The following is a 23,631-nucleotide window of genomic DNA, read 5'->3' on the forward strand; positions in this document are numbered from 1 at the left end:
GCCCGAAGGCCCCGGCCAGAGGACCTCAGCGCTTGCCAGACGCACGCGCCTCGTCGACCCAGCCATCGAACAGGCGCTGGTGCGCCTTGATCCAGCCGGCCACATGCTTGTCGATGTCGGCCTGCTTGTTGGCGCCGTCGTTCATGGCCTTGTTCTGGGCGTTGATGGCGGCGATGGGCAGCTTCATCACGCTGAACAGTTTGGCCGCAGCCGGGTTCTGCTCGATGAAGGCACGGTTGGCCATGATGCGCTGGTTGTTCACGATGAAGCCGTAGTCCTTGCCGTTGGGCAGGGCGGTGCTGTCAGCCCCTGCGTTGGCGCTGGCGGGCACCTGCAGCCACACCACGTCCTTGCCGGGCTTGAGCACGTTGCTCACCCAGTACGGCGTCCAGGTGTAATAGAAGATGGGCTTGCCCTGCTGGTAGCGCGTGATGGTGTCGGCGATCAGGGCGGAGTAGTTGCCCTGCACATGCTGGATGTGGCCGCGCAGCTGGAATTGGTCCAGATGCTTCTCGATGGCCTTCTCGCAGCCCCAGCCGGGGTTGCAGCCGGTCAGGTTGGCCTTGCCGTCGCCATCGGTGTCGAACAACTGGGCAATGGCGGGATCCTTCATCTGCTCGATGTTGGTGATGTTGTGCTGCTCGGCGGTCTTGCGGTCCACCAGGTAGCCCTGCAGGGCGCCGGCCGAGTAAGTGTTGTCGCGCCAGAGCTTGCTGTCGCCGCCGGCGTTCTGGTAGAAGTCCTCGTGCAGGCGGTCCCAGTGGTCGGCCATGAAGGTGGCATCCCCATTGGCAATGGCCAGGTGGGCGGCGGTGTAGTCCACTTCCTTGATGGGCTGCACCTGGTAGCCGAGTTTTTCAAGAGCCTTCACCACCAGCTGGGTCTGGAAGGTTTCCTCGGCAATCGGGCTTTGCAGCGGCTGGATGCGGATGCCCTTGCCGGGCTGTTCGTCGCTGGCCTGGGCGCTGACGGCGGTCAGGCCGATCAGGCTGGCGCAGAGCAGCGTGCGGGGAAAGCGGAGGGCGGAGCGAAAGAATGTCATGGAGTTTCCTTGGCGAAATCGGGGTAGCCAGGATGCGGGCATCCTTGGCGCGAAGTTCGGAGTCGGATCAGTGGCATCTTCGACCGGGTCGGTGATGCCCTTGGGGTGAAGAAGCGTCAGGCCGTTGCCGGCTGGGGCAAGGACTGCGCCGTGGCATGAGCATCGGCAGAGCGTTGGCGCGGCTGCATCAGCCGGCGCAGCAGCCCGACCGGGCCGCGCTGGTGCCAGCGCAGGCTCTTGCGGTCGCTCTGGCCCATCGTCTGCGTGATGCGGTCCAGCAGGATGGCCAGGATCACGATGCCCAGACCGCCAACGGTGGCCAGGCCCATGTCCAGGCGGCCGATGCCGCGCAGCACCATCAGGCCCAGACCGCCCACGGCGATCATGGAAGCGATCACCACCATCGACAGGCTCAGCATCAGCGACTGGTTGATGCCGGCCATGATGGAGGGCATGGCCAGCGGCATCTGCACCTTGGTCAGCATCTGCCAGGGCGAAGCGCCGTAGGCGCGGGCGGCTTCGACCAAGTCCGGGCGCACCTGGCGGATGCCGAGTGAGGTCAGACGCACCAGCGGCGCCAGCGCAAAGATGATGGTCACGATCACGCCGGGCACGTTGCCGATGCCGAACAGCATCACCACCGGCACCAGATAGACGAAGGCCGGCGTGGTCTGCATGGCGTCCAGCACCGGGCGCACAAAGCGTTCGGCGCGGTCGCTGTTGGCCAGCCAGATGCCGAGCGGCAGGCCGAGCACGATGCAGAAGAACAGCGAGGTCAGCACCAGCGACAGCGTGACCATGGTTTCGGGCCAGATGCCGAGCACGGCGAGCACCAGCAGCGACACCAGCGTGCCGATGGCCAGGCGCGTGCCGGCCAGTTGCCAGGCCAGCAGCGACAGCAGGGCGATCATCACCGGCGTGGAGGGAAACAGCAGGGCGGATTCGACGCCGCTCAGGATGCCGTCCACCGGGCCGCGCAGCGCCTGGAAGGCGGGGCGGAAGTGCGCCACGAACCAGTCCAGACCCTGGTTGATCCAGTCCTGCACTGGCAGGCTGCCGTCGAACAGCTGGCTCAAGGACAGGCCTTCGCCGCTGCCGCTGTCGAGCGCGGCCACACCAGCGTCGGCGCCGGTTGCTGCGGCATCGCCCAGCGCTTCATTGGTGACGACGGCATCCGGGCCATTCAGCCAGTTGTCGTTGCTGTCGGTGGCGCCGCTCATGGCGTAGGGATCGTCGGCATCGACGCTGGCAGTTTCGGTGGCAGGGGCCTGCAGCGCCTCGTTGGGCTGCACGGCATCGGGGCCGTTGAGCCAGTTGTCATTGCCGGCGGGGGCGGCGGTTTCGTAGGGGTTGTCGGCGGCGCCGTCGGTGGCGCGCGCAAGGTCCTGCGTGGACTCGGTGCTCATGGAGTTACTCCTGATCGGTCAGCGGCGGCGCCTTGTGGGCACTGCCGCAGGGGCATGCGGGAAAAGGAAAGGGCTTCAGGCAGAGGGGGTGGCTGCGGAGCGTGCGGTTTCGGGCGCGGATGCCATGGCCGGAACCTGATCCGGCGCTGCAGTGTCGGCAGCTTCGTCCTGCGGCAAGGGGTTGCCGGCGATGTCGGTCTCGGGGTCGAGAAAACGCAGCAGCGTGTTCTTGCTGATGCTGCCGACATAGCGGCCGCGCTCGTCCACCACCGGCAGCGGGCTGGGCGTTTCCAGCATGCGGCCGTACAGTTCGCGCACGGGGAAGCTGCTGTCCACCGGCGTGATGCCCGGCACCAGCGCGTGCTGCAGTCCCAGCGGGCCTTCATGCCCGTGCAGCGCGGCGCGCAGCGAGTCTGCCGACACCATGCCCTGGTAGCGGTAGGAGGGATCGACCACGCAGGCCCAGTCGCGATCATGCTCGGACAGGCGCTGCAGCGCCGGACGGCAGCCGCGCAGCTCGCTCACGGCGACTTCCACCTGCAGCTTGCGGGCAATGTCGCCGGCCTTGAACACGGCCGATGCGTCCACGCCGCTGATGAAGCTGCGCACATAATCATTGGCCGGGTTGCGCAGGATGTCTTCCGGCGTACCCACCTGCACCACCATGCCATCCTTCATGATGGCGATGCGGTCGCCAATGCGCATGGCCTCGTCCAGATCGTGCGAGATGAAGACGATGGTGCGTTGCTTTTCCTGCTGCAGGCGCAGCAGCTCGCCCTGCATCTCGCTGCGGATGATGGGATCCAACGCGGAGAAAGCCTCGTCCATCAGCAGGATGGAGGGATCGGCCGCCAGCGCACGGGCCAGGCCCACGCGCTGCTGCATGCCGCCGGAAAGTTCGTCCGGATAGCTGTTGGCCCACACTTCCAGACCTACCTGCTCCAGCGCCTGGCGCGCCTGGGCATGGCGCGTGGCCTTGTCCACGCCGGCCAGTTCCAGCCCGAAGGCCGTGTTGTCCAGCACCGTCAGGTGCGGCAGCAGCGCGAAGGACTGGAACACCATGCTGATGTCCTTGCGGCGAAAGGCGCGCAGCTGCTGTTCGCTGTACTGGCCGATGTCCTCGCCATCCACCAGGATGCGGCCGGAGGTCGGCTCGATCAGGCGGTTGAGCATGCGCACCAGCGTGGACTTGCCCGAACCGGACAGGCCCATGATGACGAAGATTTCGCCGGCCTCGATGGTGAAACTGGCGTCGAACACGCCGATGGAGGCACCGGTCTGTTCCACGATCTGCTGCTTGGTCTGGCCCTGGCGCACCAGCTCCAGAGCCGCGGCGGGATCATCGCCGAAGACCTTGAACAGATGTGCGATCTCGATTTTTCTTGCCATGCTTTCCTCTGTGCAGAGGCAGGCGGCGGGCACTGTTGCAATGGATATGAAGACGCCTTGGACGCCAACAACAGGCCGGACAAGCCGACTGCCTGGTTGTAGGGATGGGGCTGTGCGCCACTGCAGAAATGGCGAACCCCGGCGGGCGATGTGGGAGGCGCGGTGCTCCCAGCAAGTCCTTGCCGTCACGGCACAGGCGGTGCGGACGGCCAACGAGGGATGTTTTCTCGCAGACAGGCGCTGCACGGGGCAGCGCCAGAACGGAAAGGCGGCAGTCTAACGGCTTTTGCACGAGTGTGCAACTCTGACGGATTCCTGTCGGTTGCATGGAGATGGCTGCAGATTGCGTGCAATTGCCATCCAATCCTGTGTCAGCTCACTGCAGTCCGCGCACCAGCTCCATCGCCTGTTCCACCCGTTCCACCGCGTGGATGGTCAGGCCTTCAAAATCCCTGCCCGGCTTCTTCGGCGCATTCGCCTTGGGCACAATGGCCACCGAGAAGCCCAGCTTGGCCGCTTCCTTCAGCCGTTCCTGCCCGCGCGGTGCCGGTCGCACCTCACCGGCCAGACCCACTTCACCAAAGGCAAAGAAGCCCTTGGGCAGCGCCTTGCCGCGCAGGCTGCTGGTGATCGCCAGCAGCACGGCCAGATCGGCCGCCGGCTCGCTGATGCGCACGCCGCCCACGGCGTTCACGAACACGTCCTGATCCCCGCTGGCCACACCGCCATGCCGGTGCAGCACCGCCAGCAGCATGGCCAGACGGTCGCGTTCCAGGCCCACGCTCAGGCGGCGCGGGCTGGGCCCGGCGCCATCCACCAGTGCCTGGATTTCCACCAGCAGCGGCCGGCTGCCCTCCAGCGTGACGAGCACGCAACTCCCGGGCACCGGCTCGCCGTGCGTGCTCAGGAAAATCGCGCTGGGATTGCTCACCCCCTTCAGCCCCTTTTCCGTCATGGCGAACACGCCCATCTCGTTGACGGCGCCAAAGCGGTTCTTGAAGGCGCGGATCAGCCGGTAGGCACTGTGCGTATCGCCCTCGAAGTACAGCACGGTGTCGACGATATGCTCCAGCACGCGCGGGCCAGCCAATTGCCCGTCCTTGGTCACATGGCCCACCAGCACCACGGCGGTGCCACTGGCCTTGGCAAAACGCGTCAGGTGCGCCGCACACTCGCGCACCTGCGCCACACTGCCCGGTGCGCTGCTCAGCGCATCGCTGTACACGGTCTGGATCGAGTCGATCACCGCCACCTGCGGCTTTTCTGCCTGCAGCGTGCCCAGAATCTTCTCCAACTGGATTTCGGCCAGCACCCGCACCTGCGAGCCATCCAGCCCGAGCCGGCGCGAACGCAAGGCCACCTGCGCCGCGCTTTCCTCGCCGGTCACATAGAGCGTATGCAGCCCCTGCAATTGCAGCGCATCCAGCGCCTGCAGCAGCAGGGTGGACTTGCCAATGCCCGGATCACCGCCAATCAGCGTCACGCCGCCGTCGACGATGCCACCGCCCAGCACGCGATCCAGTTCGCCGATGCCGGTCGGCGTGCGCGCCACGTCCTCGGCCTTGATATCCGCCAGCGTGGCCACTTCGCTGGCCCCCGCCAGACTCTGGTGCTGGCCGCTCAGCCGGTTCTTGCCGATGATGCCCTGGGCCGGATTGAGCACGGTCTCTTCCAGGCTGTTCCAGGCGCCGCAGGCCGGACATTTTCCGAGCCAGCGCGCGCTGGTCGCGCCGCAGGCATTGCAGGTGAATTGGGATTTGGGGGCTGCCATGGCGGCCATTGTAGGCGGGCGCCTGGCCCCGTTTCAGTCGGCCGGTCTTGGTCGCGGCGGCAGCCAGGCCAGTGCCGCGGCCAGATCGGTGCTGGCCAGCGGCAGCTCCACCAGTTCGCAGCGGCTGCGCTGTGCCTGTACCTCCACGCTCCACTCGCGCAAGCCGGTGCGCACGCATTTCTCGGCGGCCTCGATGCGCGTCCACAGACGCGCACAATCCAGCGGATCCGGCGGCGCTGCAATGCCGCCATACAGCTGCAGCACCGCATCCCAGCCCTCCAGATCCAGCAGATGCCCGGCACTCAGGTCGATGCCCACGGGGAACGGCGCAATCGCCAGCAATGCCAGCGCCTGCGGTGCAGCCGGCTGCAGATAGCTCCACGACAGCCACAGCGCCGGTTCGGACTGCAGTCGCTGTGGTTCCGACAGCGGGGTGGGCACATTGGGCGGCCAGTGGGCATGCTGCCAGGAGGCCACCGGGTAGTGCCGCATCAGCAGTTCCTGCGCCTCGGCGCGCACATGCTGGCGCTGCCGCGCACGGCTCAGCGCCGGCGGCAGCAGCAGACGCCACAGAGCGATCTCGCCGAAAGGCGTGGCCACATGGCCGGCGCTGCTGCTGTAGGGGCTGCCGCTCACGATGCCTTTTCCGCCAGGGCTTCGGCATACAGCGCATTGCGCGCCTCGCCGGTGATGTCGGCGGCCAGCCGGACCGCGCTCTTGGTGGGCAACTCGGCCAGCAGCAGCTTGAGGATGCGCCGCGCCTCCGGGCTGACCGCCTCTTCGGTGGTATCTGTGGCGGGTGCCGCATGCACCACCAGCACGAATTCCCCCTTGCTGCGCTCCGGCGCGGCTTCCAGCCACCCTGCCAGCGCCTGGGCAGGCAGGGTGCTGAGGGATTCATACTGTTTGGTCAGCTCGCGTGCCAGCGTCACCGGGCGCTCGCCCAGCACGGCCAGCGCCGTGGCCAGCGCGCCGATGCGGTGCGGCGCCTCCAGCAGCACCACCGGACGCGCCTCCTGCTGCAGCGCCTGCAAGGCCTGCTGGCGCTCCTGCCCCTTGGGCGGCAGAAAGCCGGCAAACACCCAGCCACCCTGCAGGCCGGCCACGCCATTGCTGTGCTGCGCGCCTTCCACGCCGGCGGCACACAGGGCCGTGATGATGCTGCTCGCTCCCGGCAAGGGCATCACGCGCAGACCGGCGGCCTGCACCGCCTGCACCAGCCCGGCGCCCGGATCGCTGATGGCCGGTGTGCCCGCATCGCTCACATAGGCCACGCGCTGCCCCTGCTGCAGCCGTTCCACCACCTGCTGCGCTGCCTGCTGTTCATTGTGCTGGTGCAGCGCCAGCAGACGCGAAGCCGGTACGGCAATGCCATAGGCGCGCAGCATCTGCGCGGTGTGGCGCGTGTCCTCACAGGCGATCACATCCACCAGTTGCAGCACATGCAGCGCGCGCAGCGAAATGTCGGCCAGATTGCCGATCGGCGTGGCGACCAGATAGAGCGTGCCGGCGGGATATGATTGGCGGCCCGCTGCCGCCGTGGCGGCCTGCAGCGCAGGCCCGAAATCAGCCGCCAGCGTTCCCGCTGGACCGGAGGGGGCAGAAGTGGCAGACACAGCAATTCCTTCAACGCATGAACGCTCCAAGCACCCCGCAGGCCAGCTCCGGACCCAGCCGCAAGCAACTGGGCGATGCCGCCGAAGCCAGCGCCATCGCCTGGCTGGAACAGCGCGGCCTGGTGCTGGTGGAGCGCAACTACCGCACACCGGGACGTGGCGGCGGAGAGATTGACGCCATTATGCGGGACGCCGATGGCACCCTGGTGTTTGTCGAAGTGCGCCAGCGCGCCAGCGACGACCACGGCGGAGCAGCCGCCAGCATCGGCGCCACCAAGCGACGCCGCATCATCCGGGCCGCCCAGCACTACCTGCTGCGCTGGCGCAACTGGCCACCCTGCCGTTTCGACGTGATGGCCTGCGATGGCGAAATCAACCATGGGCAGGGCGCCTGGATCTGGCTACCCGGGGCCTTCGACGCCTCCTGAACCTCGCCTGGCAGGATTGCGGAGAATCCGGTTGCCGTGTGCCAGATGTCCTGAGTACCTCTGCCGCACGGTTATCATCCGGCCATGCAATCCCCGGACGCCACCGACCAGCCCGATCCCCACGCCGCCCTGATGCGGCATTTCGCCGAAAACGCCGAAGCCTGCATGCAGACCGCGCAGGAGGGCCTGTTCCAGCTCGACCTGGCGGCGCAGCTGCTGGCCGACACGGTGGCACGCGGCGGCAAGATCCTGCTCTGTGGCGTGGCCGAAACCGCTTTCCTCCCTCCCTATCTGGCGGCCCGTCTCGGTGGCGTGCTGGAGCGCGAGCGCCCGCCGCTGCCCGCACTGGCCTTGCTGGGCGATCTCGGCTGGCCGGTCGCCAACCCCGCCGGCACGACCCAGGCCCTGCCACCCGACATGCTGGAGCAGCTGCAACAAGGTGTTGCACAAAGCCTGGTGCAGCAACTGCAGCAGTTCGGGCAGATGGAGGATACTTTGTGGCTCTACAGCACGGATGCTCGGCAGCCCTATGCGCTGCAGGCACTGGCCGCGGCCCATGCGCGCGACCTGCCGGTGCTGTGGATGCATGGCGGCGAGCCGTCCGATGCGCTGGGAGAGCTGGACGTGGAAGTCCTGCTGGCCCAGCCGCGCGGCCTGCGCCTGCTCGAACAATGCTTGCTCGCCTCGCACGTGGTGTGCGATGCGCTCGACCGCATTCTGCTTGGTGATGAACAGGAGAACGATTGATGAAACCGTCCGCTAGCGCCGACACCCGTACCACCTCTACGTCCCGCAACGGCCGCCTGGGCCGCACCCTGGTCCTTGCCGGTGTGCTGGCAGCCACGCTGAGCGCCTGCGTTCCACTGGTGGTGGGCACCGCTGTCGGCGGCGCCTGGCTGGCGCTGGATCGCCGCACCTCCGGCGCGCAACTCGAGGACGAGGGCATCGAGGCCCGTGGCAGCAACCGCATCCAAGAGGTGCTCAAGGATCGCGGCCGCGTCAGCGTCACCAGCTACAACCGCGTCATGCTGCTGACCGGCCAGGTCACCACCGATGCCGACCGCCAGCTGGCCGAAAACACCGCCCGCACCGTGCCCAACGTGCGCCGCGTGGTCAACGACATCCTGATCAACCCGCCTGCCACGCTCAGCCAGCGCTCCACCGATGCGCTGACCAGCACGCGCGTCAAGGGCGCGCTGGTGGGCTCCAACCAAATCAACTCCAACGCCGTCAAGGTCACCACCGAACTCGGCACCGTCTACCTGATGGGCATCGTCACCCAGCGTGAAGCCGATGCCGCCGCCGAAGCCGCACGCAACGTGGGCGGCGTGCTCAAGGTGGTGAAGGTGTTCGAAATTGTTCCGGAAAGCGCCCTGAGCAGCACCACCACAGTGCCGGCGCCCGTGCAGAGTACAGCCCCCGCTACAGGCACCTCGACCACCACGCCCTGACGGCGGAAGCGTCAAATGCGCCAGCGGTGCGAACGGCGCTGGCGCAGCACCGACCATGGTCCAGCCATGCAGGCGTGGAGCGTCAGCCGATGCGGTGCAGGCAGGCCCGCCGGTGGCGGCTCCCCAGTCAGATCCAGCGCCGCACGTGCCGACAATAGGCTTCGTAGTCTGATCCGAAGTGCGCGCGCAGCACACGCTCCTCGGGCTGGATCTGGAAACGCTGCAGATAGGCCAGCGCCAGCGGAATGCAGGCAAAAGCCAGCGGATGCGCCAGCCAGCAGGCCCAGCCCAGCAGCACCAGCGCCATGCCCAGGTACATCGGATTGCGCGTGAAACGGTAGACGCCGCCCTGTACCAGCGCCGATGCACGCTCGGGATGCAGCGGATTGAAAGTGGTGTGCGCCCGCTGGAACGCCCACAGCCCGCCCAGCGCAACCAGGCCGCCAGCCAGCGACAGGCCGCTCAGCAGACCCCAGCGCCAGGAGGCGCTCCAGTCCCATTGCAGCGCAGGCGTGGCGCGTGCCGCCAGCCACATCAGCAGGGCGCAGGCGGCGTCCACCACCGGTGGGGGCACGCGGTACTCGAGAGGGTGCTGGCGCCGTACGTCCATGAACGGAAATCAGCCGCCGAACTGCTCGGCCAGTTCGCGTCCGCGCGCTGCACAGGCATGCATGGCGGCCACGATGGCCTGTTCCACGCCGTGCTGCTGCATGATGACAATCGCCTCGTGCGTGGTGCCGCCCTTGCTGGTCACGCGCTGGCGCAGCACCTCGGGGGCGTCGCTGGATCCCTGCACCAGTGCCGCAGCGCCGGCAAAGGTCTGCGCGGCCAGAATCTTGCTCTGCTCGGCGGTCAGGCCCAGTTCCACGCCGCCGCGCACCAGCGCCTCGATGAAATAGAACACATAGGCCGGGCCGGAGCCGGAAATCGCCATCAGGCTGTCGATCAGCGCTTCCTGCTCCAGCCACATGCGCTGGCCGGTGGGGGCCAGCAGGGCGTCGATCACGGCACGGTCGTCCGCACTGGCGCCGGCGCCGGCAAACAGGCCGGTCATGCCCTGTCCGACCAGGGCGGGGGTGTTGGGCATGGCGCGCACCAGCCGCTCGGTACCGAGCCAGCGCGCCAAGGCCGAAGCCGGAATGCCGGCCGCCACACTCAGGTGCAGCGCCTTGCCCGTGTGCGGCGCCACCGGGCGGGTGGCTTCCTCGAACTGCTGCGGCTTGACGGCCCACACCACCACATCCGCCTGCCCGAGGCTGGCATCGGCGGCCTCCAGCACCTGAACGCCGAACTCCTGCTGCAGGCGGGCACGGGTTTCGGCAAACGGCTCGACCACGCGGATGCGTGCGGGCGCCATGCCCTGACGGACCAGCCCGCCCAGAATGGCGCTGGCCATGTTGCCGCCTCCGATGAAGGCGATCTGCAGGTGTTCGGGGATGGAAGTGGTGGTCATGGTGGCAATGAACGTGTGTCAGTAGAAGGAGCGTCCGGAGCAGGATCCGCGCCGCTGTGTGAAAGGCATTATCCAATAGCCATCGATGCCGGCAACCCTTTCTTGAAGGCCTGCAGGCGGGCGCATGGCGCCACGAACCCGGCCCGAGAACGCTGACAAGGCCCTGCTGCGCCGCCGGAAACGCGCTAAACCCTTGACCCTGATGCAAAAAAAGCACAGGCAGGTGTTGACTCCTGCAAAGCATTCGGTGACAATACAAGGCTTCGCATCATTTCGGGTGCGATATGTCTGCCCAACTGCAGCGCTGTGAGAGTCTTTTTGCGGCGTGAATGACGGGCCCAAGACTGGCTTTGGAGCGCATTCGCATGCGGGTGCGCAACCAGGTACAAGTTGGGAATTACAAATGATCCAAACAGAATCTCGTCTAGAGGTTGCCGACAATACGGGCGCCAAGTCTGTCCTGTGCATCAAGGTGCTGGGCGGTTCCAAGCGTCGCTACGCCAGTGTCGGCGACATTATCAAGGTCAGCGTGAAAGAAGCTGCTCCGCGTGGTCGCGTCAAGAAAGGCGAGATCTACAGCGCGGTGGTGGTCCGTACTGCCAAGGGCATCCGCCGTGGCGACGGTTCCCTGATCAAGTTCGATGGCAACGCAGCCGTGTTGCTGAACAACAAGCTGGAGCCCATCGGCACCCGCATCTTCGGCCCCGTGACGCGTGAACTGCGTACCGAGCGCTTCATGAAGATCGTGTCCCTGGCTCCCGAAGTGCTGTAAGAGGAGTGACGGCATGAACAAGATTCGCAAAGGCGATGAGGTGATTGTCATCACCGGCCGTGACAAGGGCAAGCGTGGCACCGTGGCGCTGCGCAAGGATGACTCGTACCTGCTGGTCGATGGCATCAACCTGGTCAAGAAGCACGTCAAGCCGAACCCCATGAAGGGCGAGGCAGGTGGCATCGTGGAAAAGGCCATGCCTATCCACCAGTCCAACGTGGCCATTTTCAATGCGGCTACCGGCAAGGCTGACCGCGTCGGCATCAAGACCCTGGAAGACGGCAGCAAAGTGCGCGTGTTCAAGTCCAGCGGCGCAGAAATCAAGGTGGCATGATCATGGCACGTTTGCAAGACCAATTCCGCGAGAAAATCGCTCCCGCGCTGACCGAGAAGTTCGGTTACACCACCCCGATGCAGGTTCCGCGCATCACCAAGATCACCCTGAACATGGGTGTGGGTGAAGCCGTTGCCGACAAGAAGGTGATGGACAACGCCGTGGCCGACCTGACCAAGATTGCCGGTCAGAAGCCCGTCGTGACCAAGGCCAAGAAAGCCATCGCCGGCTTCAAGATCCGCGAAGGCCAGCCCCTGGGTTGCATGGTGACCCTGCGTGGCGTGCAGATGTACGAATTCCTGGACCGTTTCATCAACATCGCGCTGCCGCGCGTGCGTGACTTCCGTGGTATCTCCGGCCGTTCCTTCGATGGTCGTGGCAACTACAACATCGGTGTCAAGGAACAGATCATTTTCCCCGAGATCGAGTATGACAAGGTTGACGCCCTGCGCGGCCTGAACATCAGCATCACCACCACGGCCAAGTCCGACGAAGAGTGCAAGGCACTGCTCGCCGGCTTCCGTTTCCCGTTCAAGAACTGAGGTGCTTTGTGGCTAAAGTTGCACTTATCCAACGCGAACTGAAGCGCGCCAAGCTGGTGGCCAAGTTTGCCAAGAAGCATGCCGAGCTGAAAGCTGTGGCCAACGACGTGAGCAAGAGCGAAGAAGAGCGCGATGCTGCCCGTCTGGCTCTGCAGAAGCTGCCCCGCAATGCAAACCCGACCCGTCAGCGCAACCGTTGCGAACTGACCGGCCGTCCCCGTGGTACCTTCCGCCAGTTTGGCCTGGGCCGCGCCAAGATCCGTGAAATCGCCTTTGCTGGTGGCATCCCCGGTGTCACCAAGGCCAGCTGGTAATCGGCAGGAGAATCAAGAATGAGCATGAGTGATCCCATCGCCGATCTGCTGACTCGCATCCGCAACGCACAGATGGTCAACAAGGCCGTCGTGAACGTGCCGGCTTCCAAGGTGAAGACCGCCATCGTCAAGGTGCTGCAGGACGAGGGTTATATCGACGGCTTCCAAGTCAAGACCGAAGACGGCAAGTCCGTCCTGGAAATCGCCCTGAAATATTACGCCGGCCGTCCGGTGATCGAGCGCATCGAGCGCGTCAGCCGTCCCGGCCTGCGCGTCTACAAGGGTTCCAAGACCCTGCCGCAGGTCATGAACGGTCTGGGTGTGGCCATCGTCACCACTCCGCAAGGCGTGATGACCGATCGCAAGGCGCGCGCAGCCGGTGTCGGCGGCGAAGTGCTGTGCTACGTGGCGTAATCGAAGCGAGGAGAAATACAAGATGTCCCGTGTAGGTAAAATGCCCGTCGCCGTCCCCCAGGGTGTGGATGTTGCGATCAATGCAGAAACCATCGACGTCAAGGGTGCAGGCGGCAAACTGTCCGCTGCTGCCAGCCGTCTGGTGAAGGTCGAGCTGAAGGACGGCAAGCTGTCCTTCGTGCCGGCCGACGAATCCCGTGAAGCCAACGCCATGTCCGGCACCCTGCGTCAGCTGGTGAATAACATGGTGGTCGGCGTGAGCAAGGGCTTCGAGAAGAAGCTGAACCTGATCGGCGTGGGCTACAAGGCCTCCGTCCAGGGCAACAAGCTCAACCTGAACGTCGGTTACTCGCATCCGGTGATCCTGGAAATGCCCGAAGGCATTACCGCGGCTACCCCGACGCCCACCGAAGTTGTCATCAAAGGTGCTGACCGCCAGGCCGTTGGCCAGATTGCCGCCGAAGTGCGTGCAACGCGTCCGCCCGAGCCCTACAAGGGCAAGGGTGTGCGTTACTCCGACGAGCGCGTCATCATCAAAGAGACCAAGAAGAAATAAGGAACGGCATCATGTTGAACAAGAAAGCCCAACGTATTCGCCGTGCACGCCAGACGCGTATCCGCATTGCCGCACAGGGCGTGCCGCGTCTGACCGTGAACCGTACCAACATGCATATGTATGCATCGCTGATTTCCGGTTGCGGCACCAAGGTGCTGGCTACCGTGTCCACTGCCGAAGCCGATATCCGCAAGGAACTGGGCGCTGCCGGCAAGGGTGGCAACGTGGCGGCTGCCGCCATGATCGGCAAGCGCATCGCCGAAAAGGCGAAGGCTGCTGGCGTCGAGAAGGTTGCCTTTGACCGTGCAGGCTTCGCCTACCACGGCCGCGTCAAGGCTCTGGCCGACGCTGCCCGTGAAGCCGGCCTGCAGTTCTAAGGATTGGAATCGAAAATGGCAAAAATTCAAGCTAAACCGCAAGACGACGCTCGCGACGACGGCCTGCGCGAAAAGATGATCGCGGTCAACCGCGTGACCAAGGTTGTCAAGGGTGGTCGTATCCTGGGCTTCGCAGCCCTGACCGTGGTCGGCGACGGCGACGGTGGTGTCGGCATGGGCAAGGGCAAGTCCAAGGAAGTGCCCGTGGCCGTGCAGAAGGCCATGGAAGAAGCACGCCGCGGCATGCTGAAGGTGTCCCTGAAGAACGGCACCATCCACCACACCGTGATGGGTCACCACGGCGCTTCCCGCGTCATGATGACGCCGGCTCCCAAGGGTACCGGCATCATCGCCGGCGGCCCGATGCGTGCCGTGTTCGAAGTGATGGGTATCACCGACATCGTGGCCAAGAGCCATGGTTCGTCCAACCCGTACAACCTGGTCCGCGCCACGTTTGATGCACTGCGCAACTCCACGACTCCGGCCGAAGTGGCCGCCAAGCGTGGCAAGAGCGTGGAAGACATCTTCGCCGCCTGATGGAGAGAAACATGTCTGACAAGCAAACCGTCAAAGTGCAGCTGGTGCGCAGCCCGATCGGCACCAAGCAGTCCCATCGCGACACCATTCGCGGCCTGGGCCTGCGCAAGCTCAACAGCGTCAGCGAGCTGGAGGATACTCCTGCAGTGCGCGGCATGATCAACAAAGTCGCCTATCTGGTGAAAGTTCTGTAAGGTCTGAAGATGGAACTCAACAACCTCAAGCCTGCCGAAGGCGCCAAGCACGCAGCGCGTCGCGTGGGTCGCGGCATCGGCTCCGGTCTGGGCAAGACTGCAGGCCGTGGCCACAAGGGCCAGAAATCCCGCTCTGGTGGCTATCACAAGGTCGGCTTCGAAGGCGGCCAGATGCCCATGCAGCGTCGTCTGCCGAAGCGTGGCTTCAAGTCCCACCTGCTGAAGTACAACGCCGAGATCAACCTGTCCGAGCTGGATCAGCTGGGCCTGGATGAAGTCGACATGCTGGCCCTGAAAGAGGCCGGTCTGGTCGGCCAGATGATCAAGGTCGTCAAGGTCATCAAGAGCGGCGAGCTGACCCGTGCGGTCAAGCTGACCGGCATTGGTGCCACCGCTGGCGCGAAGGCTGCCATCGAGGCAGCCGGCGGCAGCCTGGCCTGATTGACCCACGCAAGCAAGGGCGTTAAACGTGGCTACTAGTCTGGCAAAAACGGCAAGTGCTCCCAAGTATGGCGACCTGCGTCGCCGTCTGGTGTTCTTGCTGCTGGCCCTGGTGGTGTACCGGATCGGGGCGCATATCCCCGTTCCCGGCATCGATCCCGACCAGCTGCACCAGCTGTTCCAGGGGCAGCAAGGCGGCATCCTGAACCTGTTCAACATGTTCTCGGGTGGCGCCCTGTCGCGCTTCACGGTGTTCGCACTGGGGATCATGCCGTACATCTCGGCTTCCATCATCATGCAGCTGATGACCTACGTGGTTCCCACGTTCGAGCAGCTGAAGAAGGAAGGCCAGGCCGGACAGCGCAAGATCACGCAGTACACCCGCTACGGCACGCTGGCCCTGGCGCTGTTCCAGTCCTATGGCATTGCCATGGCACTGCAATCGCAGCCGGGTCTGGTGATGGATCCGGGCCTGATGTTCCAGCTGACCGCAGTGGTCAGCCTGACGGCAGGTACGCTGTTCCTGATGTGGCTGGGCGAGCAGATCACCGAGCGTGGTCTGGGCAACGGCATCTCGATCCTGATCTTTGCAGGTATCGCAGCCGGTCTGCCCAGCGCGATTGCCGGTCTGCTGGAACTGGTCCGCACCAACGCGATGAGCATCATCGTGGCGCTGATCATTCTGGCACTGGTGGTGCTGGTGACCTACTTCGTGGTGTTCGTCGAACGCGGACAGCGCAAGATCCTGGTCAACTATGCACGCCGCCAGGTGGGCAACAAGGTCTACGGTGGCCAGGCTTCGCACCTGCCGCTGAAGCTGAACATGGCTGGTGTGATCCCGCCGATCTTTGCATCGTCGATCATCCTGCTGCCCGCTACCGTGGTGAACTGGTTCAGCAGTACCGAGAGCATGCGCTGGTTGCGTGACATCGCTTCCTCGCTCACTCCGGGACAGCCGATCTATATCGCCCTGTATGCTGCCGCGATCATTTTCTTCTGCTTTTTCTACACCGGCCTCGTGTTCAACAGCCGGGAAACTGCCGACAACCTGAAGAAGAGCGGTGCTTTCGTGCCCGGTATCCGTCCTGGTGACAATACCGCACGCTACATCGACAAGATCCTGCTTCGGTTGACGTTCATCGGTGCCATCTACATCACGCTGGTGTGTTTGCTGCCGGAATTCCTGATTCTGAAATACAACGTGCCGTTCTACTTTGGCGGAACATCCTTGCTGATCATCGTTGTCGTTACCATGGACTTCATGGCCCAGGTGCAGAACTACCTGATGACGCAGCAATACGATGCCCTGTTGAAAAAGGCCAACTTCAAATCACGTTAATTCATCATGGCTAAAGATGATGTGATCCAGATGCAGGGCGAAGTGGTGGAGAACTTGCCTAATGCCACCTTTCGCGTCAAGCTGGAAAACGGACATGTGGTGTTGGGCCATATCTCCGGCAAGATGCGGATGCATTACATCCGTATCCTGCCAGGCGACAAGGTAACGGTCGAATTGACCCCGTACGATTTATCCAAAGCGCGCATCGTGTTCCGCGCCAAGTAAAGAACAGAGGAGAGAAGAATGAAAGTCTCAGCTTCGGTAAAGAAAATTTGCCGCAATTGCAAGGTTATCCGCCGCAAAGGCGTGGTGCGCATCATCTGCACCGATCCCCGTCACAAGCAGCGTCAAGGCTGATAGAAACATCTAGAGGAATCACATGGCACGTATTGCTGGTATCAACATTCCGCCGCACCAACACGCTGAAATCGGCCTGACGGCGATCTATGGCATCGGCCGCACCCGCGCCCGCCTGATCTGCGAAGCCTGCGGTATCGAGTACTCCAAGAAGATCAAGGAACTGACCGACGGCGATCTGGAAAAGATCCGTGACGCCCTGGCCCAGTTCACGCTGGAAGGCGACCTGCGCCGCGAAACCACGATGAACATCAAGCGCCTGATGGACATCGGCTGCTACCGTGGTTTCCGTCATCGTCGTGGCCTGCCGATGCGTGGTCAGCGTACCCGCACCAATGCCCGCACCCGTAAGGGCCCGCGCAAGGCAGCCCAGTCCCTGAAGAAATAATTGAGAGCGAAGAGTAACCATGGCTAAACCGTCCAACGCTGCATCCCGCGTCCGCAAGAAGGTCCGCAAGAACATTGCTGATGGCATTGCGCACGTGCACGCCTCGTTCAACAACACCATCATCACCATCACTGACCGTCAGGGCAACGCCCTGTCCTGGGCTTCTTCCGGCGGTCAGGGTTTCAAGGGTTCGCGCAAGTCCACCCCGTTCGCTGCACAGGTCGCCTCCGAAGTGGCTGGCCGCGCTGCCGTGGAACAGGGCATCAAGAACCTGGAAGTCGAAATCAAGGGTCCCGGCCCGGGTCGCGAGTCTTCCGTGCGCGCACTGGCTGCACTTGGTATTAAAATCACGTCCATCTCCGACGTGACGCCGGTGCCGCACAACGGCTGCCGTCCGCAAAAGCGCCGTCGCATCTAATCTTTTTCAACCCAAGCCCACTGCCGCCAGCTGCAATGCGTTGGCGGCTCCTGCGCTTTTCTGAGCGCAGCAGCAACAATCAAAGGAAAATACTGTGGCACGTTATCTTGGCCCCAAGGCAAAACTCGCCCGCCGTGAAGGCACCGACCTGTTCCTGAAGAGCGCCCGCCGCTCCATCAGCGACAAGTGCAAATTCGAAGCCAAACCCGGTCAGCATGGCCGTACTTCCGGTCAGCGCATGTCCGACTTCGGCCTGCAGCTGCGTGAAAAGCAGAAGGTCAAGCGCATGTACGGCGTGCTGGAGCGCCAGTTCCGCCGCTACTTCGAGGAAGCCGAGCGTCGTCGTGGCAACACCGGTGTCAACCTGCTGAACCTGCTGGAGTCCCGTCTGGACAACGTGGTGTTCCGCATGGGCTTCGGTTCCACCCGTGCCGAAGCGCGCCAGCTGGTGTCGCACAAGGCCATCCTGGTGAACGGCCAGCAGGTGAACATTCCCTCCTACATGGTCAAGGCCGGTGACGTGATCTCCGTGCGCGAGAAGTCTGCCAAGCAGGCCCGCGTGATCGAGGCGCTGCAACTGGCTGGCCAGGTGGGCTACCCGGCATGGGTTGAAGTCAACGCCGACAAGGCCGAAGGCACGTTCAAGAAGTCTCCGGACCGCGACGAATTCGGCGCCGACATCAACGAATCCCTGATTGTCGAATTGTATTCGCGCTAATTTCTGAGAATACGGCTTCGGCCGTATTTTCAGTGCAGGGTCCGCCTTGCATACCGACGGTTCCTGGTGCACCTTGCATGAAGCACCAGGGGCTTCGCCAGCCTTACCGGTGTAACGAGCCGGGGGTATTGAGAGGAAGTCAGAATGCAAACCAATCTGTTGAAACCCAAGAATATTCACGTCGAGCAGCTGAGCGCCAACCGCGCCAAGGTGACGCTGGAGCCGTTCGAGCGTGGCTACGGCCATACGCTGGGCAACGCGCTGCGCCGTGTGCTGCTGTCGTCCATGGTCGGCTATGCGCCCACCGAGGTGACGATTGCCGGCGTGCTGCACGAGTACTCGTCCATCGATGGCGTGCAGGAAGACGTGGTCGGCATCCTGCTGAACCTGAAGGGTGTGGTCTTCAAGCTGCACAATCGCGACGAAGTGACCCTGAGCCTGCGCAAGGACACCGAAGGCGTTGTGACCGCTGCCGACATCCAGATCCCGCATGACGTGGAGATCATCAACCCGGATCACGTGATCTGCACCCTGTCCCAGGGCGGCAAGATCGACATGCAGCTGAAGGTGGAAAAGGGCCGTGGCTATGTGCCGGGCAACCTGCGTCGCCACAACGACGAGGCCTTCAAGTTCATCGGCCGCATCGTGCTGGACGCGTCCTTCTCCCCGGTCAAGCGCGTGAGCTATGCCGTGGAAAGCGCCCGTGTCGAGCAGCGTACCGACCTGGACAAGCTGGTGATCGAGATCGAGACCAACGGTGCCATCTCCGCTGAAGACGCCGTGCGTTCTTCCGCCAAGATCCTGGTGGAACAGCTGGCCGTGTTCGCACAGCTGGAAGGCGGCGCGCTGGACGCGTTCGACCAGCCGGCATCGCGCAGCGCTGCCCAGTTCGATCCGGTGCTGCTGCGCCCGGTCGACGAGCTGGAACTGACGGTGCGTTCGGCCAACTGCCTGAAGGCCGAGAACATCTACTACATCGGCGACCTGATCCAGCGTACCGAGAACGAGCTGCTGAAGACCCCGAACCTGGGTCGCAAGTCGCTCAACGAGATCAAGGAAGTGCTGGCCTCCCGTGGCCTGACGCTGGGCATGAAGCTGGAAAGCTGGCCGCCCGCAGGTCTGGACAAGCGCTGATTTTTTGCGGCCGCGATGCCGGTTCTCCGGTATCGTGGCAAACCTCCCGGGCCATCGGGCCCAATGTGTGCACAGGCAGTACCTGATCCGGCTGTCTGCTAATAATCGAAAGGAAGCACCATGCGTCACGGACTGAAACTCCGCAAACTGAACCGTACTTCGAGCCATCGCCAGGCGATGCTGCGCAACATGATGAACTCTCTCATCGCGCACGAAGCCATCAAGACGACCCTGCCCAAGGCCAAGGAACTGCGCAAGGTCATCGAGCCGATGATCACGCTGGCCAAGAAGGACACCGTGGCCAACAAGCGTCTGGCTTTCGACCGCCTGCGTGACCGCGACAGCGTCGTGAAGCTGTTCAACGACCTGGGCCCCCGCTTTGCCAACCGTCCGGGTGGCTACACGCGTATCCTGAAAATGGGCTTCCGCGTGGGTGACAACGCTCCCATGGCCTACGTCGAGCTGGTGGATCGTCCCGAAGTGGAAGAAAATTCTTCCGAAGAGGCTTCCAAAGCCGAATAATCGGTGATACAATAAATGTCTTGCCGCGCGATGGAGCAGTCTGGTAGCTCGTTGGGCTCATAACCCAAAGGTCGGAGGTTCAAATCCTTCTCGCGCAACCAAACAGACGAGGAACCCGCAAGCCGAAAGGTTTGCGGGTTTTTTCATGCCTGAACGCATCCGGGGCGTGTGCATTGCCCCTGAGAAAAACATCGGAATCCGCTTGCGCTTCGTTTAAGTAAAGAATATAGTGATTGCGCAATTACATTGAAGCTGGCGCAGTTCCGGGTTCCTGCAGGCAGTTCCTGGGCGCGTTCTTCTTCACGGCACAGGAGACGGGCATGGACAAGGATGCAGGCAAGGGCGGCCGGGTACTGAAGGTGCTGGCTGCCGTGGCGGTCGCCTTCGGGCTGATGACGCTGAAGGAAGGCGGGGCTGTGCTGTTCGTGGATGGCGCGGGCAGGCAGGCGGCGGGCAGCTACGTGCCGTTTGTGTTGTGGTTCAATTTCCTCGCGGGATTTGCCTACGTCATGGCTGGCGTGGGACTGTGGCTGCAGCGTCCGTGGGCGGCACGCCTGGCGGTGGCCATTGCGCTGGCGTCGCTGCTGGTGCTGGTGGCATTTCTGCTGTTCGTGATGGACGGCGGGGCCCATGAAAAGCGCACCCTGGTAGCCATGCCCCTGCGTGCATTGATCTGGTCGGGCATTGGCTGGTGGTCGTGGCGCCGCCTGCTGTCTGCGCGCGGGAGGTCTGCATGAGCACGCCGCGTACCGCCTCTGCGGAGCCTGCAGCCCGGCGTGGCCGCTATCTGCCCACCGAGGAGCGGCGGGATCAGGCCATCGATGCGGTCATCGCACTGGCCGGCAAGCAGAATCCGGCTGACATCAGCACGGGCGATGTGGCGCGCCACATGCAGCTGACGCAAGGAGCGCTGTTCCGCTATTTTCCGAGCAAGGACGCCCTGTGGGAGGCGGTGATGGAACGGGTGAGCGGGCTGCTGCTGGCGCGTATTGCGCGTTCGGCCCTGCAGGAGGAGGCGCCGCTGGCCAAGTTGCGCGCCATGTTCCTCGCGCATGCCGCTTTCGCATCCGAACACCCGGGGGTGCCGCGCATGCTGTTCGGTGAGCTGCAGCGCGCGCAGGATACGCCGGCCAAGCACATCGCCAAGGCGCTGCTGGCGCGCTACACCGCGCATCTGGAAGAGTTGCTGGAGCAGGGCAAACGGCAGCAGGAGCTGCCGGAGACGCTGGACGCCGAGGCGGCTGCGCTGCTGTTCATCGGCACGCTGCAGGGTCTGGTGATGCAGTCATTTCTGGTGGGGGATGTGGAACGCATCGCGCGCTACGCCCCTCGCGTCTACGCGATTTACGAGCGGGGGTTGCGATGCAGTTGAAGTTGCCGGTGCGGGGACGCACGCTGGGGTTGGCACTGGTGGTGCTGGTGTTGGTGGCGGTGTTCGCCTGGGTCGGGCTGCGTTCCGGGCCCTTGGCTCCCGTGCCGGCCACCGTCGCCAGGGTGGAGTCGCGTGCGATTGCTCCGGGGCTGTATGGCATTGGCACGGTGCAGGCGCGTTATACCTACAGGATCGGGCCGACCTATGCCGGGCGGCTGAAGCGCGTGGATGTGAATGCCGGCGACGCCGTGCAGGCTGGGCAGGTGCTGGGCGAGATGGATCCGGTGGATCTGGATCAGCGCATCCAGGCGCAGGAGGCTGCCTTGCGTCGGGCCGAAGCGGCGCAGCGCGAGGCACAGGCACGCCAGACCTTTGCGCGCGGACAGGCCAGGCGTTACCGCGACCTGTATGCCGCCGAGGCCAGCAGCCGTGAACTGGCGGAGGCCAAGCAGCAGGAGCTGCAGGTGGCCGATGCCGCGGTGAGCAGCAGTGGCAGCGAGGCAGCACGCCTGCGTGCAGAGCGTTCTGCCCTGCAGGCCCAGCGCAGCAATCTGCGGCTGGTGGCGCCGGTGGCCGGGCTGGTGGCGGCGCGCAGTGCCGATCCGGGCACGACCGTGGTGGCAGGTCAGGCGGTGCTGGAGGTGATCGATCCGGCCAGCCTGTGGATCAACACGCGTTTTGATCAGGTGCATGCGGGCGGTCTGGCGGCGCAGTTGCCGGCACGCATCGTGCTGCGCTCGCGCAGCGGCGAGCCGATGGACGGGGTGGTGCAGCTGGTGGAGCCGCGGGCCGACCAGGTGACGGAAGAGACTCTGGCCAAGGTGGTCTTCAAACAGGCGCCGACGGTGTTGCCGCCGATTGGCGAATTGGCCGAAGTGACGGTGTTGTTGCCGCAGCAGCCGGCGCTGCCGGTGATTCCGAATGCGGCCGTACGCAAGCTGAACGCGCAGACGGGTGTGTGGGTGCCTGATGGCAATGGCGTGCGCTTTGTGCCGGTGCGCCTGGGCAAGGCCGATCTGGATGGCTGGGTGCAGGTGCTGGAAGGCCTGAAAGCCAATGACGAGGTGGTGGTCTACAGCGAACGCGCACTGACCGAGCGCAGTCGCATCCAGCGCGTCGAGCGCATCCAGGGAGTGCGGGCATGATCAGCCTGGCCGGGCGCGACATTCTGCACGCCTGGGGCAAGTTTGTCTTCACCGGCATCGGGCTGGGGTTGCTGATCGGCGTGACGCTGATCATGGCTGGCGTGTACCGGGGCATGGTGGATGACGGCAAGGTGCTGCTGGACAACAGCGGCGCCGATATCTGGGTGGTGCAGAAGGACACGCTGGGGCCGTATGCCGAGTCGTCCAGCATTCCGGACGATGCCTGGCGCGCGATTGCGACCATGCCGGGCATCCGCACCGTGGCCAATGTGACCTATCTGACCACACAGGTGCGGCACGAGGGGGGTGACGTGCGCGCGATGGTGGTGGGGATTGCGCCGGGATCGGTTGGCACGCCGGGCTGGCCCTCTTTTTTGATCGGCGGGCGGCAGATCACGCGCGGGCATTACGAGGCGGTGGCGGATCGGGCGTCGGGGTTTCAGCTCGGGCAGCGCATCCAGATCCGGCGCAACCACTACACGGTGGTGGGGCTGACGCGGCGCATGGTGTCGTCCAGCGGTGATCCCATGGTGTTCATCCCGCTCAAGGATGCGCAGGAGGCGCAGTTCCTCAAGGACAACGACGCCATCCTGCAGAACCGGCGCCGGACCGAGGCGAATCCGGCCTTCAACCGCCCGGGCGTGCCGGGGCTGCTGGAAGCGGTGCAGGGCTCGCAGAGTTCCAACAATTCCGTCAACGCCGTGCTGGTGACGCTGCAGCCGGGGACGGATGCTGACGCCACGGCCGAGGCGGTGCGGCGCTGGAAGCGGCTCAATGCCTATACGCGCGCCGAGATGGAGGAGATCCTGATCGGCAAGCTGATTGCGACCTCGTCGCGCCAGATCGGCATGTTTCTGGTGATTCTGGCGATCGTGAGTGCGGCCATCGTGGCCTTCATCATCTACACGCTGACCATGGACAAGATCCGCGAGATTGCCGTGCTCAAGCTGATCGGCACGCGCAACCGCACGATTGCCATGATGATCATGCAGCAGGCGCTGGCGCTGGGCCTGATCGGCTTTGTGGTGGGGCGCATCAGTGCGACCTTTGCGGCGCCGATGTTTCCGAAGTATGTGTTGCTGATGCCGAAGGATACGCTGGTCGGCTTTGTGGCGGTGATGGTGATCTGTGCGCTGGCGAGTCTGGTGTCGATCCGGCTGGCGCTGAAGATCGATCCGGCCGAGGCGATTGGAGGTTGACG

33 protein-coding genes and 1 tRNA gene are annotated in these 23,631 nt (G+C 64.2%); 26 read left to right on the plus strand and 8 right to left on the minus strand.

Annotated features, from left to right (window positions below; all coding sequences use genetic code 11):
- Positions 1-25 precede the first annotated feature (25 nt).
- The 6 genes from proX to rsmI all read right to left on the minus strand — a co-directional run bounded on the left by proX (position 26) and on the right by rsmI (position 7,185).
- Positions 26-1,042: a glycine betaine/L-proline ABC transporter substrate-binding protein ProX gene (proX, locus tag BMW28_RS00640; RefSeq protein ID WP_091812787.1), complete on the minus strand. Its 1,017-nt coding sequence runs from the start codon at positions 1,040-1,042 to the stop codon at positions 26-28.
- Positions 1,043-1,158: 116 nt separating this feature from the next.
- The gene (gene proW / locus BMW28_RS00645; protein WP_091812789.1) at positions 1,159-2,448 is read right to left on the minus strand and encodes a glycine betaine/L-proline ABC transporter permease ProW; all 1,290 of its coding nucleotides are present in this window, start codon (positions 2,446-2,448) and stop codon (positions 1,159-1,161) included.
- 75 nt (positions 2,449-2,523) lie between these two features.
- Entirely contained in the window at positions 2,524-3,837 is a 1,314-nt protein-coding gene (gene proV, locus BMW28_RS00650) for a glycine betaine/L-proline ABC transporter ATP-binding protein ProV (protein WP_091812791.1), read from the minus strand.
- Between the two features lie 376 nt (positions 3,838-4,213).
- Complete coding sequence (gene radA, locus BMW28_RS00655) at positions 4,214-5,608, minus strand: DNA repair protein RadA (protein ID WP_091812793.1); 1,395 nt, start codon at positions 5,606-5,608, stop codon at positions 4,214-4,216.
- A gap of 33 nt (positions 5,609-5,641) precedes the next feature.
- Positions 5,642-6,244, minus strand: a complete 603-nt coding sequence (locus BMW28_RS00660) for a hypothetical protein (protein ID WP_091812795.1) — start codon at positions 6,242-6,244, stop codon at positions 5,642-5,644.
- A complete protein-coding gene (gene rsmI, locus BMW28_RS00665) occupies positions 6,241-7,185 on the minus strand; it encodes a 16S rRNA (cytidine(1402)-2'-O)-methyltransferase (protein WP_200785729.1) in 945 nt (314 codons plus the stop codon). The genes BMW28_RS00660 and rsmI overlap by 4 nt, the downstream gene beginning before the upstream one ends.
- A gap of 56 nt (positions 7,186-7,241) precedes the next feature.
- Here rsmI and BMW28_RS00670 point away from each other — a divergent pair, with 56 nt between their 5' ends.
- The 3 genes from BMW28_RS00670 (at position 7,242) to BMW28_RS00680 (ending at position 9,103) form a co-directional block, all read left to right on the plus strand.
- A complete protein-coding gene (locus BMW28_RS00670; protein WP_091812797.1) occupies positions 7,242-7,652 on the plus strand; it encodes a YraN family protein in 411 nt (136 codons plus the stop codon).
- Positions 7,653-7,736: 84 nt separating this feature from the next.
- Entirely contained in the window at positions 7,737-8,399 is a 663-nt protein-coding gene (locus BMW28_RS00675) for an SIS domain-containing protein (RefSeq protein WP_091812798.1), read from the plus strand.
- A complete protein-coding gene (locus BMW28_RS00680) occupies positions 8,399-9,103 on the plus strand; it encodes a BON domain-containing protein (protein WP_091812800.1) in 705 nt (234 codons plus the stop codon). Before BMW28_RS00675 ends, BMW28_RS00680 begins: the two co-directional genes overlap by 1 nt.
- A 127-nt stretch (positions 9,104-9,230) precedes the next feature.
- On the opposite strand, the gene BMW28_RS00685 is transcribed toward BMW28_RS00680, so the two are convergent.
- Positions 9,231-9,713: a methyltransferase family protein gene (locus BMW28_RS00685; protein ID WP_091812801.1), complete on the minus strand. Its 483-nt coding sequence runs from the start codon at positions 9,711-9,713 to the stop codon at positions 9,231-9,233.
- A gap of 9 nt (positions 9,714-9,722) precedes the next feature.
- Positions 9,723-10,556: a pyrroline-5-carboxylate reductase gene (gene proC, locus BMW28_RS00690; RefSeq protein WP_091812803.1), complete on the minus strand. Its 834-nt coding sequence runs from the start codon at positions 10,554-10,556 to the stop codon at positions 9,723-9,725.
- A 403-nt stretch (positions 10,557-10,959) separates the two neighbouring features.
- On the opposite strand from proC, the gene rplN reads away from it, so the two are divergent.
- The 23 genes from rplN to BMW28_RS00805 all read left to right on the plus strand — a co-directional run bounded on the left by rplN (position 10,960) and on the right by BMW28_RS00805 (position 23,629).
- Positions 10,960-11,328, plus strand: a complete 369-nt coding sequence (gene rplN / locus BMW28_RS00695) for a 50S ribosomal protein L14 (RefSeq protein WP_091812804.1) — start codon at positions 10,960-10,962, stop codon at positions 11,326-11,328.
- A gap of 13 nt (positions 11,329-11,341) precedes the next feature.
- On the plus strand, positions 11,342-11,662 hold the full coding sequence (gene rplX / locus BMW28_RS00700; RefSeq protein WP_091812806.1) for a 50S ribosomal protein L24: 321 nt from the start codon (positions 11,342-11,344) through the stop codon (positions 11,660-11,662).
- Positions 11,663-11,664: 2 nt separating this feature from the next.
- Positions 11,665-12,204 (plus strand): 50S ribosomal protein L5, encoded by a 540-nt coding sequence (rplE, locus tag BMW28_RS00705; protein ID WP_091815271.1) that lies wholly within the window; start codon positions 11,665-11,667, stop codon positions 12,202-12,204.
- Between the two features lie 8 nt (positions 12,205-12,212).
- Positions 12,213-12,518 carry a 30S ribosomal protein S14 gene (gene rpsN / locus BMW28_RS00710; RefSeq protein ID WP_091812808.1) on the plus strand — a complete coding sequence of 102 codons (306 nt, stop codon included), beginning with the start codon at positions 12,213-12,215 and terminating at the stop codon, positions 12,516-12,518.
- A gap of 18 nt (positions 12,519-12,536) precedes the next feature.
- A complete protein-coding gene (gene rpsH / locus BMW28_RS00715; protein ID WP_091812810.1) occupies positions 12,537-12,932 on the plus strand; it encodes a 30S ribosomal protein S8 in 396 nt (131 codons plus the stop codon).
- A gap of 22 nt (positions 12,933-12,954) precedes the next feature.
- Positions 12,955-13,488 carry a 50S ribosomal protein L6 gene (gene rplF / locus BMW28_RS00720; RefSeq protein WP_091812812.1) on the plus strand — a complete coding sequence of 178 codons (534 nt, stop codon included), beginning with the start codon at positions 12,955-12,957 and terminating at the stop codon, positions 13,486-13,488.
- A gap of 11 nt (positions 13,489-13,499) precedes the next feature.
- A complete protein-coding gene (gene rplR / locus BMW28_RS00725) occupies positions 13,500-13,865 on the plus strand; it encodes a 50S ribosomal protein L18 (protein WP_091812814.1) in 366 nt (121 codons plus the stop codon).
- Between the two features lie 15 nt (positions 13,866-13,880).
- Entirely contained in the window at positions 13,881-14,402 is a 522-nt protein-coding gene (gene rpsE, locus BMW28_RS00730; protein WP_091812816.1) for a 30S ribosomal protein S5, read from the plus strand.
- An 11-nt stretch (positions 14,403-14,413) separates the two neighbouring features.
- Complete coding sequence (rpmD, locus tag BMW28_RS00735; protein ID WP_091812817.1) at positions 14,414-14,596, plus strand: 50S ribosomal protein L30; 183 nt, start codon at positions 14,414-14,416, stop codon at positions 14,594-14,596.
- Between the two features lie 9 nt (positions 14,597-14,605).
- On the plus strand, positions 14,606-15,037 hold the full coding sequence (gene rplO, locus BMW28_RS00740) for a 50S ribosomal protein L15 (protein ID WP_091812819.1): 432 nt from the start codon (positions 14,606-14,608) through the stop codon (positions 15,035-15,037).
- Between the two features lie 28 nt (positions 15,038-15,065).
- Complete coding sequence (gene secY, locus BMW28_RS00745) at positions 15,066-16,376, plus strand: preprotein translocase subunit SecY (protein ID WP_091812821.1); 1,311 nt, start codon at positions 15,066-15,068, stop codon at positions 16,374-16,376.
- Between the two features lie 6 nt (positions 16,377-16,382).
- A complete protein-coding gene (gene infA / locus BMW28_RS00750; RefSeq protein WP_091812823.1) occupies positions 16,383-16,601 on the plus strand; it encodes a translation initiation factor IF-1 in 219 nt (72 codons plus the stop codon).
- Between the two features lie 18 nt (positions 16,602-16,619).
- On the plus strand, positions 16,620-16,733 hold the full coding sequence (gene rpmJ, locus BMW28_RS00755; protein WP_076342701.1) for a 50S ribosomal protein L36: 114 nt from the start codon (positions 16,620-16,622) through the stop codon (positions 16,731-16,733).
- A gap of 22 nt (positions 16,734-16,755) precedes the next feature.
- Complete coding sequence (gene rpsM / locus BMW28_RS00760) at positions 16,756-17,121, plus strand: 30S ribosomal protein S13 (RefSeq protein WP_091812825.1); 366 nt, start codon at positions 16,756-16,758, stop codon at positions 17,119-17,121.
- Positions 17,122-17,140: 19 nt separating this feature from the next.
- Positions 17,141-17,539 carry a 30S ribosomal protein S11 gene (rpsK, locus tag BMW28_RS00765; protein WP_091812826.1) on the plus strand — a complete coding sequence of 133 codons (399 nt, stop codon included), beginning with the start codon at positions 17,141-17,143 and terminating at the stop codon, positions 17,537-17,539.
- Positions 17,540-17,633: 94 nt separating this feature from the next.
- Positions 17,634-18,257: a 30S ribosomal protein S4 gene (rpsD, locus tag BMW28_RS00770; RefSeq protein WP_091812828.1), complete on the plus strand. Its 624-nt coding sequence runs from the start codon at positions 17,634-17,636 to the stop codon at positions 18,255-18,257.
- A 144-nt stretch (positions 18,258-18,401) separates the two neighbouring features.
- Positions 18,402-19,391, plus strand: a complete 990-nt coding sequence (locus BMW28_RS00775) for a DNA-directed RNA polymerase subunit alpha (protein ID WP_091812830.1) — start codon at positions 18,402-18,404, stop codon at positions 19,389-19,391.
- A 120-nt stretch (positions 19,392-19,511) separates the two neighbouring features.
- Positions 19,512-19,913, plus strand: a complete 402-nt coding sequence (gene rplQ, locus BMW28_RS00780) for a 50S ribosomal protein L17 (protein WP_091812832.1) — start codon at positions 19,512-19,514, stop codon at positions 19,911-19,913.
- Positions 19,914-19,937: 24 nt separating this feature from the next.
- Positions 19,938-20,014, plus strand: a tRNA-Met gene (locus tag BMW28_RS00785).
- Between the two features lie 219 nt (positions 20,015-20,233).
- The gene (locus BMW28_RS00790) at positions 20,234-20,650 is read left to right on the plus strand and encodes a hypothetical protein (RefSeq protein WP_091815274.1); all 417 of its coding nucleotides are present in this window, start codon (positions 20,234-20,236) and stop codon (positions 20,648-20,650) included.
- Positions 20,647-21,285: a TetR/AcrR family transcriptional regulator gene (locus BMW28_RS00795; protein ID WP_091812834.1), complete on the plus strand. Its 639-nt coding sequence runs from the start codon at positions 20,647-20,649 to the stop codon at positions 21,283-21,285. The genes BMW28_RS00790 and BMW28_RS00795 overlap by 4 nt, the downstream gene beginning before the upstream one ends.
- Positions 21,276-22,430, plus strand: a complete 1,155-nt coding sequence (locus BMW28_RS00800; protein WP_091812835.1) for an efflux RND transporter periplasmic adaptor subunit — start codon at positions 21,276-21,278, stop codon at positions 22,428-22,430. The genes BMW28_RS00795 and BMW28_RS00800 overlap by 10 nt, the downstream gene beginning before the upstream one ends.
- Positions 22,427-23,629 carry an ABC transporter permease gene (locus BMW28_RS00805; RefSeq protein WP_091812837.1) on the plus strand — a complete coding sequence of 401 codons (1,203 nt, stop codon included), beginning with the start codon at positions 22,427-22,429 and terminating at the stop codon, positions 23,627-23,629. Before BMW28_RS00800 ends, BMW28_RS00805 begins: the two co-directional genes overlap by 4 nt.
- The last annotated feature ends 2 nt before the right edge of the window (positions 23,630-23,631 follow it).

The sequence above is a fragment of the Allobrachymonas denitrificans DSM 15123 genome (assembly GCF_900110225.1).
Lineage (GTDB): Bacteria > Pseudomonadota > Gammaproteobacteria > Burkholderiales > Burkholderiaceae_C > Brachymonas > Brachymonas denitrificans.